Below are 21,885 nucleotides of genomic sequence, written 5' to 3' on the forward strand. Positions count from 1 at the left end.
ACCAGCAGGAACAGCGCGCGCAGCCCGCCAAGCAAGGCGAGGCGATTGGCGCGCAAGCGGGTGTCGTCGGCCATCACCATCACTTGGTCGAAATAGCGGTCGACCGGGATCCGCAGCGTGGCCAGCCGCCTGAGTACGCCGACGTAGTCGCCCTGCGCGGCCAGCGGCGCGACATCGCTGCGCGCAGCGGTCAGTGCGGCGGCCAGTTCGTGTTCGGCACCTGCTTCGAGCAGCGCCGCGTCGACGTCTCCGTGTGCCTCGTGGCCAGCCTGGCGCAGGATGTTGCCGATGCGCTTGTTGGCGGCAGCAAGCGCGGCCGCCTCGGGCAATTGGCCGAACGCGACCACCGCATGCAGGCGTCGATCGAAGTCGGCAAGGTCGCTTGGCGCCAGCGCACGCACCGCCTCGAAGGCCTCGCCGGCGATGCCCTGTTCCGCGTAGTAGCCGCGCAGGCGGTCGAGCACGAATTCGTACAGCTCGGCACCGAGCGCGGCGCGGCGCGCGCCGGGATCGGGCACGGCTGCCTTGCCATCCTTGCCCTTGGCCAGCCCGGCGGCGAACGCGGCCTCGGGCAGCAGGCACAGCGCTTCGTCGAACTGCGCGCGCAGGTCGAGCGTCAGGCGGCCCTCGATCAGCGTGCGGGCGAGGCCGAGTGCGGCACGGCGCAGTGCGAACGGATCCTTGTTGCCGGACGGCTTCATGCCGACGGCGAAGATGCCGGCCAGGGTATCGATGCGGTCGGCGACCGCCAGCACCCGTGCCAGCGTGCCCTGCGCGATCGGCGCGCCGGCATGGCGTGGCGCGTAGAACTCGTCCAGCGCCCGTGCCACTTCGGCATGCTCGCCGCTGCTGCCGGCGTAATGGCGCCCCATCACGCCCTGCAGCTCGGGGAACTCACCGACCATGCGGCTGAGCAGATCACAGCGCGACAGCGCCGCTGCGCGCGTGGCCAGTGCCGCGTCCGTGCCGACGCGATTGGCGATCACGCGCGCGAGCTCGGCCACGCGCAGGCTCTTGTCCCAGACGCTGCCCAGCGCCTGCTGGTAGGTCACGCCGCGCAGCGCATCCATGCCGGCGGCGAGCGGCGCCTTGCGGTCCTCGTCGAAGAAGAACTTGGCGTCGGCGAAACGTGGCCGGATGACGCGCTCGTAGCCGGTACGAATCTGCGCCGGCTCGCGCGACTCGATGTTGGCGACGCCGATGAAGTGCTCGCTGAGCGAACCGTCGGCGGCATGGCAGGGCACGAATTTCTGGTTGGTCTCCATCGTCATGACCAGTGCTTCGGGCGGCACGGCCAGGAACTCGCGATCGAAGGCGCAGGCGATTGCCACCGGCCACTCGGTGAGGTTGGCGATCTCCGCGCACAGGGCGTCGGACAACTGTGGCGTGGTGCCAGCCGGCGCCACGCGCGCGACCTCGGTGCGCACGCGCGCACGCCGCTCGTCCGGATCGGCCAGCACGCGGGCGGCGCGCAGCGCGTCGAGCCAACTGTCGGCATCGACGATATGCACCGGCTGCGGATGGTGGAAGCGGTGCCCGCGCGACATGCGCCCGGCGCGCAGGCCGAGCACCTCGCCTTCGATGACGCCCTCGCCATGCAGCAGCACGAGCCAATGCGCGGGCCGCACGAAGCTGTAGTCGTGGTTGCCCCAGCGCATCGGTTTGGGGATCGGCAGCGCTTTGAGCGCCTCGCCGACGATTTCCGGGACGAGCGCGGCAGTGGCCTGGCCGGGCTGCTCGCGGCGCGCGACGAACCGCTCGCCCTTGGCATCGCTGCTGCGTTCGAGCGCCTCGACCGCAAGGCCATTCTTGGCGGCGAAGCCGAGCAGGGCCGGCGTCGGTGCGCCGTTGGCATCGAGCGCGATGTTGAGGTAGGGACCCAGCTGCTCGGTCTTCTGCGTCGGCTGCATGTCGGCGACGGCCGGCACGTGCACCGCAAGCCGGCGTGGCGTGCACCAGCTGCGTGCCTGCGCGGCGTCGGCAGCGATGCCGCGCCGGGCCAGGCCGTCGACGATGCCGGCGGCGAACGCCGCGGCAAGCTCATCGAGCGCCTTCGGTGGCAGCTCTTCGGTGCCCAGCTCGATCAGCAGCGAACGCGCCTGCGGCTTCATGCGGCCTCCTGCTGCGACTTCAGGCCCGGAAAGCCGAGCCGTTCGCGCTGCGCAAGGTAGGCCTGTGCCACCGCGCGCGCGATCGCCCGCACGCGCAGGATGTAGCGCTGGCGTTCGGTCACGCTGATCGCGCGCCGCGCGTCGAGCAGGTTGAAGGTGTGGCTGGCCTTCATCACCTGCTCATAGGCCGGCAGGGGCAGGCCGAGCTCGACCAGACGCTGCGCCTCGCCTTCACACGTGTCGAACCAGGCCAGCAGGCGCTCGACGTTGGCGTGCTCGAAATTGTAGGTCGACTGCTCCACCTCGTTCTGGTGGAACACGTCGCCATAGGTCACGAGCCCATGCGGCGCCCGCGTCCACACCAGGTCGTACACGTTGTCGACGTTCTGCAGGTACATCGCGAGACGTTCCAGACCGTAGGTGATCTCACCCATCACTGGCCTGCATTCGATGCCACCGGCCTGCTGGAAATAGGTGAATTGGGTGACTTCCATGCCGTTGAGCCAGACCTCCCAACCCAGACCCCAGGCGCCGAGCGTGGGCGATTCCCAGTTGTCCTCGACGAAGCGCAGGTCGTGCACGAGCGGGTCGATGCCAAGCTCGCGCAGCGAGCCGATGTAGCGTTCGAGGATGTCGTCGGGATTGGGCTTCATCACCACCTGGTACTGGTAGTAATGCTGCAGGCGGTTGGGGTTGTCGCCATAGCGACCGTCGGTCGGGCGTCGCGACGGCTGCACGTAGGCCGCGGCCCACGGCTCGGGACCGATCGCGCGCAGGAAGGTGGCCGGGTGGAAGGTGCCGGCTCCCACTTCGGTGTCGAGCGGCTGGATCAAGACGCAGCCCTGCTCGCCCCAGTAGCGGTTGAGGGTCTGGATGAGTTCCTGAAACGTCGGTGCCGACATGCGCTGGCTCACGAGTTGCGCGGGAAAAGCGCGCTAGTATAACGGCTAACCCCTGCAGGACCGATGGAATGGCCAGCGCCAAACCGCTCGCGGACAATCCGGCAACACCCGCGTCACCGCTCGGCCTGCACGATCGGCTGGAGCTCGACGAGACCCTGCTCGCGCTGGTCGCCGACGGCGTGCTCACCGAAGCCGACGCCAAGCGCGTGCGCAACGACGTGCGGACCGTGCGCGGCCGCGCCGAGTTGCACCCGCTGGTGCTGGTGGCCAACCTCCGCCTGCCCGACCAGCGCCATCCCGGCAAGCCCCTGAGCCTGGAGGTGCTGACCCAATGGCTGGCCGACAAGGCCGGCCTGCCGTATCTCAAGATCGATCCGATGAAGATCGACGTCGCCGCCGTCACCCAGGTCGTCAGCAATGCCTACGCGCAGCGCTACCGCATCCTGCCGGTCGCGGTGACCGACCTGCAGGTGGTGTTTGCCTCCAGCGAACCGTTCGACACGCGCTGGCTCGCGGACCTGGCGCACATCCTGCGCAAGGACATCCAGCGCGTGGTGTGCAGTCCACTCGATCTCAACCGCTATCTCGCCGAGTGGTGGAGCGTGCAGCGTTCGATCCAGCGCGCGCGCGACGCCAAGGACGGCCAGCCCGGCAGCGCGATCCTCAATTTCGAGCAGTTGGTCGAACTGGGCAAGACCGGCGACGTCGGTGTCGACGACCGCCACGTCGTGCACATCGTCGACTGGCTGTTGCAGTACGCGTTCGAGCAGCGCGCGTCCGACATCCACCTCGAACCACGCCGCGACACCAGCCTGATCCGCTTCCGCATCGATGGCGTGATGCACAAGGTGTACGAGCTGCCGACCCCGGTCATGACCGCGGTGACCTCGCGCATCAAGATCCTCGGCCGCATGGACGTGGCCGAGAAGCGCCGGCCGCAGGATGGCCGCATCAAGACCCGCTCGCAGGGCGGCCGCGAAGTCGAGTTGCGCCTGTCGTCGATGCCAACCGCGTTCGGCGAGAAGATCGTCATGCGCATCTTCGATCCCGACATCGTGGTCAAGGAGTTCCGCCAGCTCGGCTTCTCCGAAGCCGAGGAAGCGACCTGGCGCGAATTCGTCACCCGTCCGCACGGCATCGTGCTCGTCACCGGCCCCACCGGTTCGGGCAAGACGACGACGCTGTATTCCACGCTCAAGGTGTTGGCCACGCCCGACATCAACGTGTGCACGGTGGAAGACCCGATCGAGATGGTCAGCCCCGAGTTCAACCAGATGCAGGTGCACCACGCGATCGATCTCGATTTCGCCGCCGGCGTGCGCACGCTGATGCGGCAGGATCCCGACATCATCATGGTCGGCGAGATCCGCGATCTGGAGACCGCGCAGATGGCGGTGCAGGCTTCGCTGACCGGCCATCTCGTGCTGTCGACGCTGCACACCAACGATGCGCCGAGCGCGCTGACGCGCCTGCTCGACCTCGGCGTGCCCAACTACCTGCTGCAATCCACGCTCACTGGCATCGTGGCGCAACGCCTCGTGCGCACGCTGTGCCCGCACTGCAAGGTCGAGGCCAAGCTCGACGTGCAGGCCTGGGCAGCACTGACTCACGGCCTGGGCATCGCGCCGCCGACTCGCGTGTACGCGCCCAAGGGCTGCCTGGAGTGCCGCAAGACCGGCTACATGGGTCGCACCGGCATCTACGAGATGCTGCGCATCTCGCCCGCCGTGCGCGCACTGATCCAGCCCAACATGGATCTGGCCAAGGTCACCCGCACCGGCCTCGATGGAGGCATGCGCCCGCTGCGCGCCTCGGCTGCGGCGCAGGTCGCGCGCGGCGTGACCACGCTGACCGAAGTGGCCGAAGTGCTGCCGCCGTCGGATTGAGAGTGCCGGGCGGCGCTCCCGGCAGGGGCAGCGCGGCACTGTACGCACCCGCACAAGCCCGTTCCAAAGCATCACGCACCCGCGGCGATGCGCCGCAGCCGAGGCGCTGGTGTGCGCGAACGACCCGCTTGGCGCGATTGGCACCGTTTCGGCGTTACCCGAGATCACCCGCACGGCCATGCCGCGCGTGCCATGGGTATTGGCCTACGGAGATCATCATGACGCGCACCACAGTTCCCCTGCGCCAGCTGCCGCTGGCCAGTCTCATCCTTGCCCTCGTTGCTGGGTCGACCGCTGTCGCCAGCGATGCGCCGGCAACGCCGGCGTTCGATACGCTGCCGCTGCTCGACCAGAGCATGCCGGCCGCCGCCACCTTCAATGTGCGCTATTACACCAACTGCGACGACGATGGCTTGGGCAGCCTGCGCCAGGCCGTCAATGCCTCGGCTTCGGGTGACTCCGTGCGCGCTTCGCCGACGCTCTCGTGCAGCACAATCACCTTGCAGTCGCCACTGATCTTCGGCCAGGCCTACTTGGACATTCAAGGACTTGGCGCAGACCGCACGACGATCACCGCCGCCGCCGGCGTCGATGGCGGTCTGATCAACCACATAGGTTCCGGTCGGCTCAACCTGCAATTCCTGACCCTCACCGGTGGCCACAAGTACAACAGCAGCCAGCAGGCAAAGGGCGGCTGCGTCTACGGCGCCAGCGACGTCGCCATCAACAACGCGCGGATCACCCATTGCACGGCCAAGGGTCTCGGCTCCCAGATGGCAGTGGGCGGTGGCGTGTTCTCGGGCGGCCTGACCTCATTGCGGCTGAGCGAAGTCAGCGGCAACGTCGCCATGACGACCAGTGGTACCTACACCAGCGGCGGCGGCATGTACGCATCCGGCGGCGTCAACATGGACCGCAGCGTGGTCGCCGCCAACGCGGCGACGTCGGCCACCAACAGCTGGGGTGGCGGTTTCACCACGCCGGGCGCGGCAACGATCGTCAATTCGGCAATCGTGAACAACAGCGCGCTCACCTCCGGCGCGGCGCACATCCATCCGCCGTCAACCAGTCCCAACACAATCACGAACACGACCGTGTCCGGCAACAGCGCGTTGCGCGTCGGTGGCCTGACGTGCATTGGGCCAACGACGATCGCGAGCAGCACGATCACAGCCAACCGCTCGGCTTTCGGCGACTCCGGCGGCCGCATCATCGGCGGTGGCCTCGATTTTGGCAGCGGCGCGCACAGTATCGTCTCGACGATCGTCACCGGAAATTTCTCCGGTTCCGGCGACGTCACGAGCAGCATCAACCTCAGCGGCAGCTCCGGAGCCACGATCTCAGGCAACCACGACCACATTTCGGGTTCGACACTCGCCTTGCCCTCGGGGACGATCACCACGCCGCTGCAAATGCTCCCACTGGCGCTCAACAACGCCGTGCGCCCGACGCACGCGCTGCGCCCGACCGATCCGGACGTTGATGCCGGCAGCGCGCCGAACGGGCAGTCCTACGACCAGCGCGGCGCGCCGTTCCTGCGCACGGTCGGCAATGCGCCCGACATTGGTGCGTTCGAGCTCGATGCAGACATGATTTTCCGCGACAGCTTCGACGCATCGATCCCGACGCGGACGCCGTAGCGCAACACGGGATGGCGTGACGCATGCGGTGCGGCGTCGCCCACCCTTGACAACATGCGTCCAGATGCCAAAGTGCGGCCCGTCGCGCTTTCCGAGCGCTACGCGGTGCCGCGAAACTGCATCTGGATTGGTGATTGTCGATGTCCTTGCGCCCCTCATCCCGTCACGCGACCGGCCGGCCGCCGCTGTTGATCGTGCAAACCGGCAGCACGCTGCCTGCCGTGCGGGCGCGCCACGGCGATTTTCCGGAATGGTTCCGGCGTGGTCTCGGCTGGCGCCGCGACCAAGTCGATGTCGTCGATGCGGCGCGTGAGCCACTGCCGGTGGCCGGCGCCTACGCGGGTGTGATCGTGACCGGCTCGCCGGCCATGGTCAGCGAGCGGCTGGCCTGGAGCGAGCGCACCGCGCAATGGCTGGTGCAGGCAATCGATGCCGGCAGCGCCGTGCTCGGCGTGTGCTATGGCCACCAACTGCTCGCGCATGCGCTCGGCGGCCGCGTCGACGACCATCCGCGCGGCCGCGAAGTCGGCACGGTCGCGATCGAACGCCTGCCCGACACCGGCGACGACGCGCTGTTCGCGAACGCGCCGGCGTGTTTCGCTGCGCATGCATCGCACCAGCAGAGCGTGCTCGAATTGCCGCCCGGCGCGGTGGTGCTGGCGCGTTCGGCGCACGATCCCCACCACGCGGTGCGCTATGCGCCGCGCGCCTGGGGTCTGCAGTTCCATCCCGAGTTCAGCGTCGAGATCATGCGCGGTTATGTCCAGGCGCGCCGGCCCGCGGCCGGTGCCGCCTGCCCGCAGCCGTGTTGCACCGATGTCGGCTGCGCGCCGACACCGAGCGCGCGCCAGCTGCTCAGGCGCTTTGGCGCACTGGTCGGCGCCGGTCCGGGCTGACCGCGCACACCGTCAATCGGACGTCGACGCCGGTGTCTGCTGCGCGCGCCGCGTCAGCAGCCGCGCGCCGATGATGCCGACTTCGTAGAGCAGGATCATCGGCACCGCGAGCATGATCTGCGACAGCACGTCGGGCGGGGTCAGCACGGCGGCGATGGCGAACGCTGCCACGATCATGTAGCGCCGGCTCGCGGCGAGCTGCTCGACCGTGACCGCGTGCATCGCCACCAGCAGGATGAGCACCACCGGCACCTCGAAGCATGCGCCGAAGGCGAAGAACAGGCCGAGCGCGAAACTGAGGTAATGGCCGATGTCGGGCATGACCGCAACGCCCGCCGGCGCGATCTTGGTCATGAATGCGAACACCGCCGGCAGCACGAAGAAGTAGGCGAACGCGCAGCCCAGGTAGAACAGCAGCACCGACAGCACGAGCAGCGGCACCGCCAGCCGTTTCTCGTGGCGATACAGCCCCGGCGCGACGAAGGCCCACAACTGGTAGAGCACGACCGGCATCGCCAGGAACAGCGCCACCCAGAACGCGAGCTTGAGCGGGGTGAAGAACGGCGAAGCGACTTCGGTGGCGATCATCGCGCCACCCTGCGGCAGGTGGCTGACCAGCGGCAGCGCGAGCCAGGCATAGAGCTTGTTGGCGAACGGGATCAGTGCAACGAGCACCGCCAGCACGGTGGCGATCGCCTTGAGCAGGCGCGCGCGCAGCTCAACCAGATGCGAGATCAGCGATTGCTGGCTGTCGTCGATGTCATCGCGCCCGGCATCGCTCATGACGGCCGCTGGTCATCGTGGGGCGTGGTGTTGACCGCGTCCTTGAGCGCGACCTCGACGCTTTGTGCGGCCTGGCGCAGGTCGGCATTCACATCGACATCCTGCTTGAGCTCGTGCATCGACTTGCGCAGGTCCTCGGCCGCGAGCTCGCGCTCGATCTCGTCGCGCACGCTCAGCCAGCTCGTGCGCGCGCGGCGCATCAGCGCGCCAGCGGTGCGCGCCACGCGCGGCAGGCGCTCGGGGCCGAGCACGATCAGCGCGACGACGCCGATGAGCGCAATTTCGCTGAAGCCGATGTCGAACATGACGAGCCGCGGTGAGCGCCTACTCGGCGCGGTCTGACTTCGCGGCGTCGGCCTTGTTCTGCATCGTCGCGTCATCAGCCGGCGGATCGGCCTTGAGGCGCACCTGCTCGGCCTTGTCCTCGTCCTGCATGCCCTTCTTGAAGCTCTTGATCGCCGCGCCCAAGTCCTCGCCGACATTGCGCAGTTTCTTGGTGCCGAACACCAGCGCGATGATGACGAGCAGGACGAGCCAATGCCAAATGCTGAAACCACCCATGACGACACCGATGCATTAGGGGGCGCGGGCGCCCGTTACTTGGCAGTGTACTCTTCGAGCAGGTCGCGGAAATCGACCACGGCGTTGGGCACTTGCGTCACGCCGCCTTCGAAGATGCGGCGCGCGGTGACGCCGTCGCCATACACGGCCTGGTTGGCGTCATTGTCGATGCGGATCGCCGTGCCGTCGAGCGCGGCACCGGCGAACAGGCCGCGTGCCCGCGAATAGGAATAGATCTCGGCCTTGAGCTGGGCATCGGTCGAGGCCTGCGCGGTACGACCGACCGGACCCGCCGCGGCCGAGGCATCGGCGCCGAGCGTGAACTTGCCGTGCACGATCGAATCGACGCCGCGCTGGGTGCGGAACACGAGCACCACGTCGGTCGAGGACACGCCTGCCTGGAACCCGACGCTGCCACCGGTCATGCTGACGAACACGGGATTGGACCAGGTGCCGTCGCGCGTCTTGACCGCCACCAGACCGTTGCCGTGGCGACCACCGACGACGAGGCCGGCCTTGATGACGTCAGGCACGACGACGATTGCATGCGCCTCGCGCAGCAGGTCGCGCGGAATCGCCTTGTCGGGCGCCTGCATGATCTCCTTGAGCACGCGCACCGCATTCTCGGCGCGCTGGTTCTCCTCCTCGCCGGCATGGGCGGGAGCGAGCACGAACAGGGACAGACAGGCGGCAACAGCGAGCAGGAACGGACGCATCATCGACTCCGCACGGGGACTGGGCCCACCTTAGCAGGCTGCGCTGAGCGCGCCATGAAGCAAACCGACGGGCGGGCTCAGGCGCGCTGTCGGCGCGCGGCAAACGCGATCAGTCCCAGCGCCAGCGCGATCAGCGCCCACGGCGCATCGACCGGTGCCGTATTGGGGGTGCCGAGCGGACCGGTACACGGTGCGGGACCGGCCGTGAAACCCTTCATGCCAACCTTGCGCAGCGATTCGGGGCCGGTCAGCGCGCCAACCCTGTGCAAGCGGCCGCTGTTCGGGTCGATCGTGGCCAAGTCGCTCCAGTCGGCCAGTGGCATGCTGTCGTTCTGCGGCGGCACGTAGTTGAGCACGGCCCACAACGTGCCGTCGTTGCCGAAACCCAGCGCCACCGAGTTGATCCAGCGGGTCGCTTCGGCACCGAATTCGCCGATCCTGCTGGCCGCGCCGGTGCGCGGATTGATCCGATACAGGGCGTGGTCGCCCTTGGACCCTGCGCCGAACAGTTCACCACCCCGCTCGGCCAGACCGCTGATCGCGACGCCGGTGTCGCCGATGCGAGTGGCCGCGCCCGTGGCGGGATCGACCGAATACAGCGTGTGCAGTACGCCCGAGGTCAGGTACAGCGCGCCGGTGCAGGTGGCCGTCATGCCAAGATCGAGCGCGTCGTACTGGCCGCTGCCACCGCCAATGCCAAGCAGGCCGATCGGCGTCGCCACGCCGCTGCCGGCGTCGATGCGCACGAGCGCCTTGAGCGAGCTCGCCACCGCGAACAGGCTGCCATCGGGCATCGTGCTGAGGCCGCTGATGCCGGCGATGGTCTGGCCGCCATAGCGACCAGCCACGCCGACCTCGCTGGCGGTGTGTGCCGGCAGCTCGATGCGATACAGGGTGTCGAATGCCTCGCCGTAGGCGAGCGATGCCGCCCGCGCCGACGGTAGGACGGCGACGGCGATCAGTCCTGCTGCGATGTAGCAGGTCAATGCGCGCATGGCGGCGTGTTATTGTTATGTGTAATCGTCTGCGCCACGGTGGTCCGCGGTCGCGGGGCCAGTCTAGCAGCAAACCCACGGTCTTTTGCCAGCGCCGGCGCGGACGGGCCCCGGCCCCGGCGTTTTTCCCCTCCCGAGCACGACTTTTCCCGACGATGCCGCGTTATCAAGGACAGTCCGGCTTCCGCCATGGCGAGACGGCTGCGGCCGCCGTGCTGCTGGTCAACCTCGGCACGCCGGCGGCGCCGACCAAACGGGCCGTGCGGCGCTACCTGGCGCAGTTTCTCGCCGATCCGCGCATCGTCGAGCTGTCGCGCTGGGCCTGGTGGCCGATCCTGCACGGCGTCATCCTGCGCCTGCGTCCGGCCCGCTCGGTCGAGCTGTACCGGCACATCTGGACCGAACAGGGTTCCCCGCTGGCGGTTGGCATGGCCGCGCTGACGACCCGGCTCGAGGCCGCCCTGCGTGCGCAGCGGTCCGGCCCGATCCTCGTGCGCCACGCGATGCGCTACGGCGGGCCGGCAATCGACACCGTCATGCGCGAGCTGGCCCAGGCCGGTGCGCGGCGCCTGCTCGTGCTGCCGCTGTTCCCGCAATACTCGGGCACCACCACGGGTTCGGCGATGGATGCGGTCGGCGCCGAGTTGGCAACCTGGCGCTGGCTTCCGGACCTGCGCTTCGTCGCCGGCTACCACGCCGCGCCACGCTATATCGAAGCGCTGGCACGCAGCGTCGAGGCGCACTGGCAGCGCCATGGCCGCGCCCAGAAGCTCGTGGTGTCGTTCCACGGCACCCCCGAGGCCTATCTCAAGCGGGGCGATCCCTACTACTGCCAGTGCCAGGAAACCGCGCGGCGCCTGCGCGAGCGGCTGGGCCTGGACCAAGCCGGCATGATCGTGAGCTTTCAGTCGCGCGTGGGGCGTGGCCGCTGGCTCGGCCCCGCCACCGATGCGACGCTGGCCGACCTGCCGCACGATGGCGTGCGCCATGTGCAGGTGCTATGCCCCGGATTTGCCGTCGATTGCCTCGAGACGCTGGAGGAAATCGCGCTGAGCAACCATGCCCGCTTCCTGCATGCGGGCGGCGAGCGGCTCGAATACATCCCTGCGCTCAACGACGGCGCCGACCACGTGGCGGCCCTGGTCGACCTCATTCTGCGCAACAGCGGCGGCTGGCCCGAGTTCGCCGCCGACTGGGACGGCGCCGCCGCCGCCGCGCAGGCGCGCGCCGCCCGGACACGCCACGAACAGCTGCGTGATGGTCGCTGAAGAACTGCGCCTGGAGCTCGGCCACGCGGTGCTGGCCGGCAAGCGCTGGGGTGATCCGCAACGGCCGCCGCTGCTGGCGCTGCACGGCTGGCTCGACAACGCCGGCAGTTTCGACGCCTTGGCACCGCGGCTCGCCACGCGCTGGCACATCGTCGCGCTCGACCTGCGCGGCCATGGCCAGTCCTCGCATCTGCCGCCAGGCGCCTGGTATCACTATGTCGACTATTTCGACGACATCCGCGCGGCGCTCGATCGACTCGGCTGGAGCCGCGCGAGCCTGCTCGGCCATTCGCTCGGCGGCGCCCTGGCCAGCCAGTTCGCCGCGCTGTATCCCGAGCGGGTCGAGCACCTGTTGCTGATCGAGAGCCTGGGCCCGCTCACCTCGACGCTGGAAGACGCTCTGCCGCGGCTGCGCCAGGCACTCGACCAGCACGTCGCGTTCGCGGCGCGCCGGCCCCTGCGCGTGTATGCGACGCTCGAGGCGGCGATCGCGGCGCGACGTGCCGCCAACGACCTGTCGGAGGACGCGGCGCGCGCCCTCGTCACGCGCGGCGTGCGCGCGGTCGAGGGCGGCTGGGTGTGGTCGAGCGATCCGCGCCTGACCGTGGTGAGCCCGCAGCGCTACACCGAAGACGAAGTGCTCACGACGCTTGCGGGCATCCGCGCGCCGACCCGGCTCGTGCTCGCGCAGCCGCCGACGAGCTATCTGCCGACCGCGATGATGGATGCGCGCGCCGCACGCGTGACCGGCCTGCGCGTCGAACACCTGCCCGGCAACCACCACCTGCATCTGGAGCATGCCGCCGCGGTTGCGGCGGCGCTGCTGGATTGAGCGGTCGCCGCCAGCGGCGGCGCGCAATGCCACGGCGCCACTGCGCGTGGCGCGGCCAGTCAGGCCTGGATCAGGCGCGTGAGCTCGGCCTTGAGCGCCTGGCCGTTGAGACGCAACCAGTCACGCTGCTCATGCCAGTCGGGCATGAGGCTTCCCACCAGCGCCCAGAAGCGCGGCGAATGGCTGCGGATGCGCAAGTGGCACAGTTCATGGATGACCACGTAGCGCAGCGCGGCAGGCGGTGCGAGCGCGAGGGCGAGATCGAGCGTGACGCGGTCGCGCGTGTCGAGACTGCCCCACAGGCTCTTGAGCGGGCGCAGCTTGACGGCGGTCGGCGCGCGCTCGAGCTCGGGGCAGTAGCGGGCGAGATGGCGGCTCACGTCGCGGCGAATCTGCGCCTCGAAGAACGAGCGCAGCAGCGCGCGTGCGGCCGGCAGCGTCGACTTGCCGTGCGGCGCGGGCAAGGTCAGCACGAGCCGGTCATCGAGCTGTTCGATCCGCGGCCAGGCGCCATCGCGCCACGACAGGCGCGTGGTCTCGCCGCGCAGCGGAATCACGGTGGCCGCGCCGGGCTTGAGCGGCGGCGGCGCCGCGCTGAGGCTGAGTTCGTCGAGCTTGCGTTCGAGCCACTCGCCGTGGCGGCGCAGGAACGCGACGATCTGCGCGGGATGCGTGCCTTCGGGATAGGTGACGCGGGCACCGGCCGGCGTCACGGTCAAGCGCAGGCGGCGCGCCTGCGGGTGACTCTTGCGCAGCACCTTGATCGTCTCGCCGTCGGCAGTGTCGAGTTCGAGGTAGTTCTGCGCGTTGTCCACTTCTGTTTCCTCCACTGCGGGGCGGTGCCGTCAATCGCGGTCGCCCGGCCGCAGGATGCCGAACCATTGTTGCAGATGTGCGAGCAGGTTTTTGAGTTCCAGCGTCATCAGCGCAAACGCGGCGGCGAGTTCGGCCTCGGCCGATTCCTTGCTATCTTCGCCCAACGTGTCGAGAACTACGTCAAAAAACCGTAATTTCCGTATTATGAGATCCTCGCCGAGCACGCAGCCGAGCCGTTCGTCGAAGTTGAGGCCGAGCTGGAACACCTGCTTGCCCGACTTCAGATGCTCCCGCACCTCGTCCGATTCAAGCTCCTGGCGCCGACAGCGCACGATGGCGCCGGCCTCGGCCGGATCGCGCAGTTCGACCTCGTCGCCGAGGCTGAGGCCTTGCGGCAACTTGCCGTCCGTGAGCCAGCCCGTCATCAGCGCGCGCGGCGAATCGGCCGGACTCATCGGCGTGGCCGGAAAGCGGCCCAGTGCCTCACGCAACTGGCTCACCACGTCCTCGGCGGCCTTGCGGCTGGCGCTGTCGACCACGAGCCAACCGTCCTGCACATCGAGATAGGCATGCACGCGCGAGGGTCGCACGAACGCGCGCGGCAGCAGCTCGTCGATCACTTCCTCCTTGAGGCGCTTGCGTTCCTTGGCGCCAGGTCGGCGGCCTTGCTTGGCGTTGATCGCATCGATGCGCGCGGCCAGTTCCTCGGCCACCACCACGCCCGGCAGCAGGCGTTCCTCGCGGCCGAACGCGACCAGCGCGAACTGGCCGCTGCGATGCACGAGCGATTCGTGATTGCGTCCATACGGCGATACGAAGCCGTGGGTGGCCAGTTCGAGTGGCCCACATTCGCGCAGGCGCTGGTTGGCGAGCGCCTGTTCGAGCGCCTGCAGCGGTCGGCCGAGCGTTTCCGGAAAGCGAAACAACGTGAGGTTGCGAAAGAACATGGTCGGGACCGGTATCGGGAAGGGGGAAGCTGGAGACATCGGGCGATGCTGACGGCGAGGCCCGCCGGCACCGGGCCGGTGCACAGTGGAACAGGGTCGGGTCGCAGCCGCTGCGACGATGCGTCAGGCGGGTGCCGCTTCGCCTTGGCGCGTGTTGTCGCCGGCGAGCCAGGCATGGGCATCGGCGCGCACCTCCGCGCGCGCGCCCAGGCCCGCGAAGTCGAACAGGTTGCGGTCGGCCAACTGCGACGGCGCCACGTTGCCGATCGCGCGGAAGATCGTCTCGATGCGGCCCGGAAACTTCGCGTCCCACTCGGCGAGCATCGCCTTGATCGTCTTGCGCTGCATGTTTTCCTGCGAGCCGCACAGGTTGCAGGGCATGATCGGAAAGCCCTGCTGGTGCGCGTATTCGGCAAGGTCGCTTTCCGCGCAGTAGGCGAGCGGGCGGATCAGCACGTTGCGGCCGTCGTCCGAGCGCAGCTTGGGCGGCATCGCCTTGAGCGTGGCCTGGTGGAACAGGTTGAGGAACAGCGTCTCGACGATGTCGTCGCGGTGGTGGCCGAGGGCAATCTTGCTGAAGCCACGCTCGGCCGCGTAGGTGTAGAGCGAGCCGCGGCGCAAGCGTGAGCACAGGCTGCACTGGGTCTTGCCCTCGGGGATCACGCGCTTGACCACGCTGTAGGTATCCTGTTCGAGGATCTCGAACGGCATGTCGATGCTGCGCAGATAGGCAGGCAGGATGCCGGGGTCGTAGCCAGGCTGCTTCTGGTCCAGATGCACCGCGAACAGCTCGAAGCGCACCGGTGCGCGCGCCTGCAGCTTGCGCAGGATGTCGAGCAGCGTGTACGAGTCCTTGCCGCCCGACAGGCACACCATCACGCGGTCGCCGTCCTCGATCATGTTGAAATCGGCGATGGCCTGGCCGACCTGGTGGCGCAGGCGCTTGGCGAGCTTGGCGGCTTCGTGCTGTTGCTTGCGATCGATGACGGCGTTCATGGCAGCGGAGTCGAGGGGTGGGCGGCGCCGGACGCGGCGCATCGGCCTGCCATTGTAAACGCGGACCCGCCGCTGCCGCCGCGCATCGTCATGCCGCTGTAACATTCGCGCGCTGCAATAGCGCGATCCCGGCCGACACCACGACCCCGTGCACAAGCGCATCCTGATCGTAGAAGACGAGGCTTCGATCCGCGACATGCTCGCCTTTGCGCTGCGCAAGGCCGGCATGGAGGCGATCCAGGCCGGCGACGCGCAACAGGCGCTGGTGGCGCTGGCCGACCACGCGCCCGACCTGATCCTGCTCGACTGGATGCTGCCCGGCACCACCGGACTGGAGCTTGCGCGACGGCTGCGCGGCGACGGGCGCACGGCCACCGTACCGATCATCATGCTGACCGCACGGGGCGAGGAAGTGGACCGCGTCGCCGGTCTCGAGGCGGGCGTGGACGACTATGTCGTCAAGCCATTTTCCGCCCGCGAACTGGTCGCGCGCATCCGCGCGGTGCTGCGCCGGGCGCAGGGCGACGACGGCAGCGGTTCGATCGCGGCGGGCGGCTTGCGCATCGACGGCCCGGCGCACCGGGTGTACGCAGGCGACGTCCGCATCGACATCGGCCCGACCGAATACCGCTTGCTGCACTTCTTCATGACGCATGCCGAACGCGTGCACTCGCGCGCGCAACTGCTCGACCAGGTGTGGGGCGGCAGCGTGTACATCGAGGAGCGTACGGTCGACGTGCATATCCGGCGGCTGCGGCAGGTGCTCGAGCCATTCGCCCTCGATGGCCTGGTGCAAACCGTGCGCGGCACCGGTTACCGCTTCTCGGTGGCGCCGTGAGCGACCACCGCGCGCGCTTGCGCCGCGTGCTGGCGCAACGACGCGCCCTGCAGGCGGTGGCGGCGCGCGCGCCGGATGCGCTGGTGGTGCTTGATGCCAACGGTCGCGTCGAGTGGTGCAACGCGGCCGCCTGCCACCTGCTGCAACTGTCGTGGCCCGCCGACCGCGGCATCGATCTGGCGGCCCGACTCGGCCCGGCCGAGCTCGGTCACTGGTTGCGCGCCGGCCATGGCGAGGGCGACGACTTGGCGGCGCCTGGCGATGCAGCCGTGCGTTTGCAGGTGACGCTGCTGCCGTACGCTGCCGGCGGCCAGGTGCTGCTGGCGCGTGACGTCAGTCGGATCAGCCGACTCGAACAGGTGCGCCGCGACTTCGTGGCCAACGTCTCGCACGAACTGCGCACGCCGCTGACCGTGATCCACGGCTACCTCGAACTGCTCGATCCGGAGGATGTGCCGGCGCTGGCGCCGGTGCTCGGCGAGATGCGCGTGCAATCGCAGCGCATGCGCCAGATCGTCGAGGACCTGCTGGCCCTGTCGCGGCTGGAGATGGAGCGGCGCCTGCCCGAGGAGCACATCGGCATGACGACCCTGTTGCAGACCCTGCGCAACGAGGCCGAGGCGCTCAGCCAGGGACGCCACCGCATCACGCTGCATGACGATGCCGGACTCGACCTGCTTGGCTCACCCACCGACCTGCACAGCGCGTTCTCCAACCTCGTCAGCAATGCGGTGCGGTATACCCCGACCGGCGGCGCGATCGGGATCCATTGGCGCCGCACCGCCGGCGGTGCCGAATACGCCGTCACCGATACCGGCTTCGGCATTCCGGCCGAGCACCTGTCGCGACTGACCGAGCGTTTCTACCGGGTGTCATCGAGCCGTTCGCGGGCGAGCGGCGGCACGGGCCTTGGGCTGTCGATCGTCAAGCACGTGCTCAGCCTGCACGACGCCCGCTTGCACATCGCCAGCGAGCCCGGCCGCGGCTCCACCTTCACCTGCTGCTTCGACGCCTCGCGCCTGCGCGAGGCCACCGCCGCCGCGAACTGACCACGCGCCGACGCGGCCCGGCATCGCCCCGGGCACGGTGCGCCTATGCGCGCCGTTGCCATGGCCGGCTGTCATCGCACTGCAACCTGCGGCTCATCGAACCGCAACCTGCGGGCCGTCCAATACGCCGCGTCAACCACGATGCAGCAGGAGCTCCGCTTGAATACCCATACCCACCATCTGGGCCGCTGTGCCCTCGCCATCGCGCTGGCGTGCGGCATCGGCAGCGCCCACGCCACCGACATCACCGGCGCCGGTTCGAGTTTCGTCTATCCGATCCTGTCGAAGTGGGCCGCTAGCTTCGCCACGCAGAGCGGTCATCGCGTCAACTACCAGTCGATCGGTTCGGGCGGTGGCATCGCCCAGATCAAGGCCGGCACGGTCGACTTTGGCGCGACCGACATGCCACTCGACAAGGCCGACCTCGAACAGCACGGCCTGGCGCAGTTTCCCGACGTGATCGGCGGCATCGTGCCAGCCTGCAACGTGGCCGGTGTCGCGCCGGGGCAACTGGTGCTGAGCGGTTCGGTGCTGGCCGACATCTTCCTCGGGCGCATCGGTGAATGGTCCGATCCGGCGATCGCCGCGCTCAATCCGGGCCTGACCCTGCCGAGTGCCAGGATCACGGTCGTGCATCGTTCCGATGGCTCCGGCACCTCATTCAATTTCACCACCTACCTGTCGCTGGTGAGTCCGCAGTGGAAGACCGCGGTCGGCAGCGGCAGCACCGTGCAATGGCCGGTCGGCATCGGCGGCAAGGGCAACGAGGGCGTGGCGGCCTACGTCAAGCAGTTGCCGAACTCGATCGGCTACGTCGAGTACGCCTATGCCGTGCAGAACCAGCTTGGCTACGCCCGCATGCGCAACGCAGCCGGCACGCTGGTCGAACCCGGGCGCGACAGCTTCCAGGCGGCCGCAGCGAGCGTCGATTGGGCCAAAACCGAGAACTTCGCGGTATCGCTGGCCAATGCCCCTGGCGCAACCGCCTGGCCGATCACGGCCACCTCGTGGGTGCTGATGCGCCGCCAACCGCAGGATGCGACCCATGCTGCCGTCGCACTCGATTTCTTCCGCCACGGCTGGACGGCCGGCAAGTCCGCTGCCATTGCCCTCGACTACGTGCCACTGCCGGACACGCTGGTGCAGCAGATCGAGGCGTACTGGCACATGCACATCAAGTCGTGAGCGGCGACCGCGCCAACATGCGGTACGGTCACCGCGGCGACCCGGTGCCGGGGCGCCGGGTCGCGCGGGCGGATGGCGCCGCGTCGCCGCCCGCGGCGTCCGCCGTGGCCACCTGCAGCCACGAGCGGCGTGCCCGCGCCGACACGCGCAACGACCGCTGGTTCCGCGGTCTGCTGCAGGCCTGTGCGCTGCTCGTGCTGGCGGTCCTGCTGGGCGCCGCGCTGTCGACCGCGTGGGGCGGGCGCGAGGTCCTGCTCGGACAGGGCTGGCGCTTCCTTGGCAGTGCCCAATGGGATCCGGTCACCAACAACTACGGCGCGCTGGCACCGGTGTTCGGTACCCTCGTGACATCGCTGATCGCGTTGTTGCTGGCGGTACCGCTGGCGTTCGGCATCGCATTGTTCCTCACCCGTACCGCGCCGCCATGGCTGCGCGGCCCGCTCGGCACCGCTGTCGAACTGCTCGCCAGCATCCCGTCGATCATCTACGGCATGTGGGGTCTGTTCGCATTCGTGCCGTTCATGGCGCGGGTCGAACCCTGGCTGAGCGCCAGCCTGGGCCGCCTGCCGCTGATCGGTTGCTGGTTCCAGGGGCCGCCGCTGGGCTTGGGCCTGCTCACCGCCGGCATCGTGCTGGCGGTGATGATCCTGCCGTTCATCAGCGCGGTCATGCGCGAGGTGTTCCAGGCCGTTCCGGCGCAGCTGATCGAAGCGGCCCACGCGCTGGGCGCCACCACTTGGGAAGTGGCCTGGCAAATCGTGCTGCCCTACACGCGCGCGGCGGTCATTGGCGGCATCTTCCTCGGCCTTGGACGCGCGCTCGGTGAGACCATGGCGGTCACCTTCGTGCTCGGCAACTCATACGCGATCAGCGGCTCGCTGCTGATGCCGGGTACCTCGATCGCCTCGAGCATTGCCAATGAGTTCAACGAGGCGGTCGGCACCCACCGCTCGGCCTTGCTCGCACTCGCCTTCCTGTTGTTCGTGGTGACGTTCGCGGTGTTGCTCGCGGCGCGCCTGCTGTTGCGGCGCATGACGCGGCGCGAGGGTCTGCGATGAGCGCCACGCTGCAACTGCGACGTCGCATGGTCAACGCGCTCGCACTGGCTCTGGGCGCCTGCGCGACCGCACTCGGCCTGGCCTTGCTCGGCTGGATCCTGTGGCTCACGCTGCGCCAGGGCCTGGCTGCGCTCGATTGGCGCCTGTTCACGCAGGTCAGCGCCGATGGCGAGCAGGGCGGGCTGTCCAACGCGATCGTCGGCAGCCTCATCATGGACCTCGGCGCGCTCGCGATTTGCGTGCCGGTCGGTGTCGCGGCCGGCACCTTCCTCGCCGAATATGCGCCGCGCTCGCGCTTTGGCGCCAGCGTGCGCTTCCTCAACGACATCCTGTTGTCGGCGCCGTCGATCGTGCTCGGCCTGTTCGTCTACGTGGCGGTGGTACTGCCGATGTCGCGCCTGAGCGGCGGCGCGGTGTCGTTCTCGGGCGTGGCCGGCTCGATCGCGCTGGCGCTGATTGGCCTGCCGGTGATCGTGCGCACCACCGACCAGATGCTGCAACTGGTGCCGGCGACGCTGCGCGAGGCGGCGCTTTCGCTCGGCGTGCCGCAGTGGAAGCTGACCGTGCATGTACTGCTGCGTGCGGCCGCCAGCGGCATCGTCACCGGCGTGCTGCTGGCGTTGGCGCGACTGGCCGGCGAGACCGCGCCGCTGCTGTTCACCGCCTTCGGCAACAACTTCATGACGCTGCACCCGCTGCACAAGATGGGCAGCGTGCCGGTCACGATCTATCAGTACGCCAACGATCCCTCGCCTGCGCTGCATGCGATCGCGTGGGCGGGCGCGCTGCTGATCACCCTGTTCGTGCTGGCACTGAGCGTGACCATGCGCGTATTCACCCATCGGCATCGGAGGATGCATGAGCAGTGATCCCGGTCCCATCCGCATCGAGCTGGCGCGGTCGCGCCAGGGCGTGGCGCCAGCGGCTGGCGCCGCGGCCGCGCCGGCCAAGTTCGCCGTGCGTGGGCTCGATTTCCACTACGGCGACACGCAGGTGCTGCATGAGGTCAGCCTCGACATCCCGCTGCATCGGGTGACCGCGATCATCGGTCCGTCGGGTTGCGGCAAGTCGACCCTGTTGCGCGTGCTCAATCGCATCTACTCGATCTACCCGCGGCTGCGCGCCAGCGGCGAGGTGTTGCTCGACGGCGAGAACGTGCTCGACCGTGCGTACGCGCTGAACCGGCTGCGCAGCAAGGTCGGCATGGTGTTCCAGAAGCCGGTGCCGTTCCCGCTGTCGATCCACGACAACATCGCCTGGGGGATCCGCCACCATGAGCGCTTGTCGCGGCCCGAGCTGCAGGCGCGCGTGGAGCAGGCGCTGCGCCGCGCGGCGCTGTGGGACGAGGTCAAGGACAAACTGCAGCGCAGCGCGCTGGGCCTGTCGGGTGGCCAGCAGCAACGCCTGTGCATCGCCCGCGCGATCGCGCTGCGCCCCGAGGTGCTGCTGCTTGACGAGCCGACCTCGGCGCTCGATCCGGTCGCCACCGCGCGCATCGAGCAGTTGATCGAGGAGCTCAAGGGCGACTACACGCTGGTGATGGTCACCCACAACATGCAGCAGGCCGCGCGGGTGTCGGACCGCACCGCGTTCATGTACATGGGCCGCCTGGTCGAAGTCGATGCCACCGAAACGATCTTCACCAGCCCGTCCAATCGGCACACCGAGGACTACATCACCGGGAGGTTCGGATGAGCCCGCAGCACATCGTGCGCAGCTTCGACCTGGAGCTGGAGCGGCTGGCCAGCGAGATCGCCGACATGGGGCAGGCCGCATTGGCGCAGGTCGAGCGCGCGCGACAGGCGCTGCAGCAATTCGACCGCCCGCTGGCCCGGCAGGTCATCGCCGACGACGACGCGATCGACGCGCGCGAGCGCGAAGTGAGCCATGACGTGCTGCGCCTGCTCGCGCTGCGCCAGCCCAACGCGCGCGACCTGCGCGAGGTGCTGGCGGCGCTGCGCATCGCCGCCGACATCGAGCGGATCGGCGATCACGCGGTCGGCATGGCACGGTTGTCGTTGGCCCTGCCCGACGATCGCACGCCGTTGCCGGCCAGTATCCACGTGCTCGGGCAGCTCACCAGCGCGATGGTGGGTGACGTGCTCGATGCCTGGCGCCGCGGCGACGCTGACGCGGCCCGCGCGGTGTGGCGCCGCGACGACGAAGTCGATCGCGTGCATGGCGTGCTGTTTGCGCAGATGCTGCAGCGCCTGCTCGGCGCCGGTGATGCGGCAGCCACGCCACTGCATCTGCTGCTGGTGGCCAAGCACCTGGAACGCATCGGCGATCACGCCACCAACATCGCCGAGCAGGTCTGGTTCGTTGCCGAGGGTGCGCCCGGCGCCGCCGCGCCGGCGCAGGACGCCGCCGCAGCGCGGCCGCGGTAGCCATCGCACCGCGCCGACT

General features: G+C 68.9%; 21 protein-coding genes and 1 pseudogene. 12 read left to right on the forward strand and 10 right to left on the reverse strand.

The window, feature by feature from the left end; translation table 11 throughout:
• Nucleotides 1-2,111 (reverse strand): glycine--tRNA ligase subunit beta (gene glyS, locus KF903_RS12835; protein ID WP_291215507.1); only part of this gene is annotated, 2,111 nt, incomplete at its 3' end.
• Nucleotides 2,108-3,013, reverse strand: a complete 906-nt coding sequence (gene glyQ / locus KF903_RS12840; protein WP_291215649.1) for a glycine--tRNA ligase subunit alpha — start codon at nucleotides 3,011-3,013, stop codon at nucleotides 2,108-2,110. The genes glyS and glyQ, both read right to left, overlap by 4 nt.
• 68 nt (nucleotides 3,014-3,081) lie before the next feature.
• On the opposite strand from glyQ, the gene KF903_RS12845 reads away from it, so the two are divergent.
• From KF903_RS12845 to KF903_RS12855, 3 genes are all read left to right on the forward strand, one after another.
• Complete coding sequence (locus tag KF903_RS12845; protein WP_291215510.1) at nucleotides 3,082-4,899, forward strand: type II/IV secretion system protein; 1,818 nt, start codon at nucleotides 3,082-3,084, stop codon at nucleotides 4,897-4,899.
• A gap of 218 nt (nucleotides 4,900-5,117) precedes the next feature.
• Nucleotides 5,118-6,539 carry a choice-of-anchor Q domain-containing protein gene (locus tag KF903_RS12850; protein ID WP_291215513.1) on the forward strand — a complete coding sequence of 474 codons (1,422 nt, stop codon included), beginning with the start codon at nucleotides 5,118-5,120 and terminating at the stop codon, nucleotides 6,537-6,539.
• A 140-nt stretch (nucleotides 6,540-6,679) separates the two neighbouring features.
• Nucleotides 6,680-7,435: a glutamine amidotransferase gene (locus KF903_RS12855; RefSeq protein WP_291215516.1), complete on the forward strand. Its 756-nt coding sequence runs from the start codon at nucleotides 6,680-6,682 to the stop codon at nucleotides 7,433-7,435.
• A gap of 12 nt (nucleotides 7,436-7,447) precedes the next feature.
• Here KF903_RS12855 and tatC read toward each other — a convergent pair whose 3' ends face one another.
• The 5 genes and pseudogenes from tatC to KF903_RS12880 form a co-directional block, all read right to left on the reverse strand.
• Nucleotides 7,448-8,218 (reverse strand): twin-arginine translocase subunit TatC, encoded by a 771-nt coding sequence (tatC, locus tag KF903_RS12860; RefSeq protein ID WP_291215519.1) that lies wholly within the window; start codon nucleotides 8,216-8,218, stop codon nucleotides 7,448-7,450.
• A 104-nt stretch (nucleotides 8,219-8,322) separates the two neighbouring features.
• A pseudogene (tatB, locus tag KF903_RS12865) lies at nucleotides 8,323-8,523 on the reverse strand (Sec-independent protein translocase protein TatB); the annotation flags it as partial.
• 19 nt (nucleotides 8,524-8,542) lie between these two features.
• Entirely contained in the window at nucleotides 8,543-8,779 is a 237-nt protein-coding gene (gene tatA / locus KF903_RS12870) for a Sec-independent protein translocase subunit TatA (protein ID WP_291215522.1), read from the reverse strand.
• 35 nt (nucleotides 8,780-8,814) lie between these two features.
• Nucleotides 8,815-9,495, reverse strand: coding sequence for a lipid-binding SYLF domain-containing protein (locus KF903_RS12875; protein ID WP_291215525.1), 681 nt, complete (start codon nucleotides 9,493-9,495; stop codon nucleotides 8,815-8,817).
• 77 nt (nucleotides 9,496-9,572) lie between these two features.
• Nucleotides 9,573-10,490: a hypothetical protein gene (locus KF903_RS12880; RefSeq protein ID WP_291215528.1), complete on the reverse strand. Its 918-nt coding sequence runs from the start codon at nucleotides 10,488-10,490 to the stop codon at nucleotides 9,573-9,575.
• Between the two features lie 155 nt (nucleotides 10,491-10,645).
• Here KF903_RS12880 and hemH point away from each other — a divergent pair, with 155 nt between their 5' ends.
• Nucleotides 10,646-11,758 carry a ferrochelatase gene (hemH, locus tag KF903_RS12885; protein WP_291215530.1) on the forward strand — a complete coding sequence of 371 codons (1,113 nt, stop codon included), beginning with the start codon at nucleotides 10,646-10,648 and terminating at the stop codon, nucleotides 11,756-11,758.
• Entirely contained in the window at nucleotides 11,748-12,590 is an 843-nt protein-coding gene (locus tag KF903_RS12890; protein WP_291215532.1) for an alpha/beta hydrolase, read from the forward strand. Before hemH ends, KF903_RS12890 begins: the two co-directional genes overlap by 11 nt.
• 59 nt (nucleotides 12,591-12,649) lie before the next feature.
• On the opposite strand, the gene KF903_RS12895 is transcribed toward KF903_RS12890, so the two are convergent.
• The 3 genes from KF903_RS12895 to ttcA all read right to left on the reverse strand — a co-directional run bounded on the left by KF903_RS12895 (nucleotide 12,650) and on the right by ttcA (nucleotide 15,349).
• The gene (locus tag KF903_RS12895) at nucleotides 12,650-13,405 is read right to left on the reverse strand and encodes a SprT family zinc-dependent metalloprotease (RefSeq protein WP_291215535.1); all 756 of its coding nucleotides are present in this window, start codon (nucleotides 13,403-13,405) and stop codon (nucleotides 12,650-12,652) included.
• A 30-nt stretch (nucleotides 13,406-13,435) separates the two neighbouring features.
• Nucleotides 13,436-14,353 carry a recombination-associated protein RdgC gene (locus KF903_RS12900; protein WP_291215538.1) on the reverse strand — a complete coding sequence of 306 codons (918 nt, stop codon included), beginning with the start codon at nucleotides 14,351-14,353 and terminating at the stop codon, nucleotides 13,436-13,438.
• A 123-nt stretch (nucleotides 14,354-14,476) separates the two neighbouring features.
• A complete protein-coding gene (gene ttcA / locus KF903_RS12905) occupies nucleotides 14,477-15,349 on the reverse strand; it encodes a tRNA 2-thiocytidine(32) synthetase TtcA (RefSeq protein ID WP_291215541.1) in 873 nt (290 codons plus the stop codon).
• A 148-nt stretch (nucleotides 15,350-15,497) separates the two neighbouring features.
• Between ttcA and phoB the strand changes: the two genes are divergently transcribed.
• From phoB to phoU, 7 genes are all read left to right on the forward strand, one after another.
• Nucleotides 15,498-16,187 carry a phosphate regulon transcriptional regulator PhoB gene (gene phoB, locus KF903_RS12910; protein ID WP_291215544.1) on the forward strand — a complete coding sequence of 230 codons (690 nt, stop codon included), beginning with the start codon at nucleotides 15,498-15,500 and terminating at the stop codon, nucleotides 16,185-16,187.
• On the forward strand, nucleotides 16,184-17,236 hold the full coding sequence (phoR, locus tag KF903_RS12915) for a phosphate regulon sensor histidine kinase PhoR (protein WP_291215547.1): 1,053 nt from the start codon (nucleotides 16,184-16,186) through the stop codon (nucleotides 17,234-17,236). The genes phoB and phoR overlap by 4 nt, the downstream gene beginning before the upstream one ends.
• A 180-nt stretch (nucleotides 17,237-17,416) precedes the next feature.
• Nucleotides 17,417-18,421 (forward strand): phosphate ABC transporter substrate-binding protein PstS, encoded by a 1,005-nt coding sequence (gene pstS, locus KF903_RS12920; protein ID WP_291215651.1) that lies wholly within the window; start codon nucleotides 17,417-17,419, stop codon nucleotides 18,419-18,421.
• Between the two features lie 104 nt (nucleotides 18,422-18,525).
• On the forward strand, nucleotides 18,526-19,479 hold the full coding sequence (pstC, locus tag KF903_RS12925) for a phosphate ABC transporter permease subunit PstC (protein WP_291215550.1): 954 nt from the start codon (nucleotides 18,526-18,528) through the stop codon (nucleotides 19,477-19,479).
• Nucleotides 19,476-20,348: a phosphate ABC transporter permease PstA gene (pstA, locus tag KF903_RS12930; RefSeq protein ID WP_291215553.1), complete on the forward strand. Its 873-nt coding sequence runs from the start codon at nucleotides 19,476-19,478 to the stop codon at nucleotides 20,346-20,348. The genes pstC and pstA overlap by 4 nt, the downstream gene beginning before the upstream one ends.
• Nucleotides 20,338-21,174 carry a phosphate ABC transporter ATP-binding protein PstB gene (pstB, locus tag KF903_RS12935; RefSeq protein WP_291215555.1) on the forward strand — a complete coding sequence of 279 codons (837 nt, stop codon included), beginning with the start codon at nucleotides 20,338-20,340 and terminating at the stop codon, nucleotides 21,172-21,174. The genes pstA and pstB overlap by 11 nt, the downstream gene beginning before the upstream one ends.
• Complete coding sequence (phoU, locus tag KF903_RS12940) at nucleotides 21,171-21,866, forward strand: phosphate signaling complex protein PhoU (protein ID WP_291215558.1); 696 nt, start codon at nucleotides 21,171-21,173, stop codon at nucleotides 21,864-21,866. The genes pstB and phoU overlap by 4 nt, the downstream gene beginning before the upstream one ends.
• Nucleotides 21,867-21,885 lie beyond the last annotated feature (19 nt).

Source organism: Dokdonella sp. (genome assembly GCF_019634845.1).
Lineage (GTDB): Bacteria > Pseudomonadota > Gammaproteobacteria > Xanthomonadales > Rhodanobacteraceae > Dokdonella_A.

Excerpts from the sequence above, each read along its gene's own strand:
- pstB (WP_291215555.1), top strand. The coding sequence starts at position 20,338 with ATGAGCAGTGATCCCGGTCCCATCCGCATCGAGCTGGCGCGGTCGCGC.
- KF903_RS12855 (WP_291215516.1), top strand. The coding sequence starts at position 6,680 with ATGTCCTTGCGCCCCTCATCCCGTCACGCGACCGGCCGGCCGCCGCTG.
- tatA (WP_291215522.1), bottom strand. The coding sequence starts at position 8,779 with ATGGGTGGTTTCAGCATTTGGCATTGGCTCGTCCTGCTCGTCATCATC.
- pstA (WP_291215553.1), top strand. The coding sequence starts at position 19,476 with ATGAGCGCCACGCTGCAACTGCGACGTCGCATGGTCAACGCGCTCGCA.
- KF903_RS12890 (WP_291215532.1), top strand. The coding sequence starts at position 11,748 with ATGGTCGCTGAAGAACTGCGCCTGGAGCTCGGCCACGCGGTGCTGGCC.
- KF903_RS12875 (WP_291215525.1), bottom strand. The coding sequence starts at position 9,495 with ATGCGTCCGTTCCTGCTCGCTGTTGCCGCCTGTCTGTCCCTGTTCGTG.
- hemH (WP_291215530.1), top strand. The coding sequence starts at position 10,646 with ATGCCGCGTTATCAAGGACAGTCCGGCTTCCGCCATGGCGAGACGGCT.
- glyQ (WP_291215649.1), bottom strand. The coding sequence starts at position 3,013 with ATGTCGGCACCGACGTTTCAGGAACTCATCCAGACCCTCAACCGCTAC.
- KF903_RS12850 (WP_291215513.1), top strand. The coding sequence starts at position 5,118 with ATGACGCGCACCACAGTTCCCCTGCGCCAGCTGCCGCTGGCCAGTCTC.
- KF903_RS12880 (WP_291215528.1), bottom strand. The coding sequence starts at position 10,490 with ATGCGCGCATTGACCTGCTACATCGCAGCAGGACTGATCGCCGTCGCC.
- tatC (WP_291215519.1), bottom strand. The coding sequence starts at position 8,218 with ATGAGCGATGCCGGGCGCGATGACATCGACGACAGCCAGCAATCGCTG.
- KF903_RS12900 (WP_291215538.1), bottom strand. The coding sequence starts at position 14,353 with ATGTTCTTTCGCAACCTCACGTTGTTTCGCTTTCCGGAAACGCTCGGC.
- KF903_RS12845 (WP_291215510.1), top strand. The coding sequence starts at position 3,082 with ATGGCCAGCGCCAAACCGCTCGCGGACAATCCGGCAACACCCGCGTCA.
- ttcA (WP_291215541.1), bottom strand. The coding sequence starts at position 15,349 with ATGAACGCCGTCATCGATCGCAAGCAACAGCACGAAGCCGCCAAGCTC.
- phoU (WP_291215558.1), top strand. The coding sequence starts at position 21,171 with ATGAGCCCGCAGCACATCGTGCGCAGCTTCGACCTGGAGCTGGAGCGG.